Here is a 1,823-nt window from a genome sequence, read left to right as displayed (position 1 = left end):
TGCCGTTTCCACCGGTACGCCCATGACCTCGCGGGCGTGGCGGGTGGGGACCATGCCCAGGTGCCAGGCCTGCCAGCCGTCGTCCAGGGATACGCCTCGGCGGAGCATGACCGTGTAGGCGTCCGCGCAGTCCTCCAGTTTGCCGTCGCGCAGCGCGTGGCGGGCGGCGGTCAGCTCCGTCAGCTCCTGTTCGGCCACCGCCGAGCCGACCTCGGTACCACCCGCCGAGGCGTACGGCAGGAGCGTGCAGCGCAGGAAGCGGGACCAGTCGGCGCCGCGTTCGTCGCCGTACGAGGCGAAGAGCGCCGTCGCCTCGTCGCAGAGCTGGAGCGCCTGGGCCGCGCGGTTGTTGCCCGCGTCGATGATGGCCAGTTCCACACAGGTCCACGCCTCGCCGTGGGCGACGCCGATACGGTGGAAGTCGGCGCGGGCGTCGACCAGGAGCTGACGGGCGAAGCCCGAGTTGCGGAGATTGCCGGTCTGGGCGGCGCGCTGGTCGCGGGTGACCCGGCCCGAGTGGTGCCGGGCGCAGGCCAGACCGTATACGTCCCGCATCCGCGAGAACATCGTGCGGGCGCGTTCCAGCTCCCGTACCGCCTCGTCGCGGCTGCCGTTCTCCTCCAGCGCCTGGCCCAGGTAGTAGAGCGTCCAGGCCTCGCCGCGCGCGTCCTCGTTCTCCCGGTGGCGGGCGAGCGCGTCACGGAGCCCGCCGACCGCCGGGCCTGGTTCGCCGTCGACCAGACGGGCCCGCGCGAGCTGAGTCAGCGCCCAGGCCTCGCCTCGGCCGTCGCGAGTCCTGCCGTACAGCTCCAGCGCCTCGCCCAGCTCTGCCTCCGCCCGTACCACATCACCCATGCGCAGACAGACCTGGCCGAGCTGGAAGTGCGACCAGGCCTCGCCGTGGACGGACTCGCTCTCGCGGTGCAGCACCAGCGCCGTGGAGAGCAGCGCGAGCGCCTCCGCGAGACCGCCGCGGTCGCGTTCGACCGCGGCGAGGGCGTGCAGTGTCCAGGCGCGGTCCGCCGCCAGTTCGTCGCCGGACTGGAGCGCCAGCGCCTCGCGCAGCTTCGCCGACGCCTCGGGCAGATTGCCCTGGTGGTGCAGGGTGATGCCCAGCGAGCAGAGCGCACGGGCCGCGCCCGCGTCGTGCTGCGCCTCCCGGTAGAGATCGACCACCGAGGTCAGGGTGGAGCGCGCCTTGTCCAGCTCGCCGAGCTGACGGGCCGCGATACCCGTGCGCCACTGGACCGAGCGTACGAGCAGCCCTTGGTCCACCGCCTGCGTCAGCTCGCTGATCTCGCCCAGCCGGTAGAGATCGCCGCGCAGCAGGCAGTAGTCGCAGAGTGCGCCGAGCAGATCGAGCACGGCCTGCTGGTCGACGCCCTCCGCCTGCCGCAGCGTGGCCGTGATGAAGCTGGACTCCTCGTCCAGCCAGCGCAGCGCCGCGTCCAGGGAGGAGAAGCCGTGCGCGCCCGCCGCGGTCTTGAAGAGGTCCGCGCGCGTCGATGTCTTGCCGTCGACCAGCCGGATCACGGAGTCGGCCAGCTCCGCGTAGTTGCGGATGAGGCGCTCCTGCGCGGCGGTACGGTCGGCCTCCTGCTCCTCCTCCCGTAGCCGCGCCTGCGCGAAGGTCCGTACGGCGTCGTGCAGCCGGTAGCGGCCGGACCGTACCGGATCGATCAGACCGGCCCGGGACAGTGTGGTCAGCAACTGCGCCGCGGCCTGCTCGTCCGCGCGGCCGTCGGTGTGCTCGTTCGTGCGCTCGTCCGTCGCCAGCAGCGCCGCCGCGGCGGCGGCGCCCAGGGACGCGCGGCCGGCCAGCG

Annotated in this window: 1 protein-coding gene; it reads right to left on the bottom strand. The window is 73.2% G+C overall.

Going from position 1 to position 1,823, the window contains the following annotated elements; all coding sequences use genetic code 11:
• A partial coding sequence (locus tag GA0115259_RS37175) for a tetratricopeptide repeat protein (RefSeq protein WP_141716865.1) occupies positions 1–1,823 on the bottom strand: 1,823 nt, incomplete at both ends.

The organism is Streptomyces sp. MnatMP-M17, assembly GCF_900091995.1.
Lineage (GTDB): Bacteria > Actinomycetota > Actinomycetes > Streptomycetales > Streptomycetaceae > Streptomyces.
Note: the sequence above shows the minus strand (reverse complement) of the source record. Positions and strands in the feature narration are given on the sequence as shown.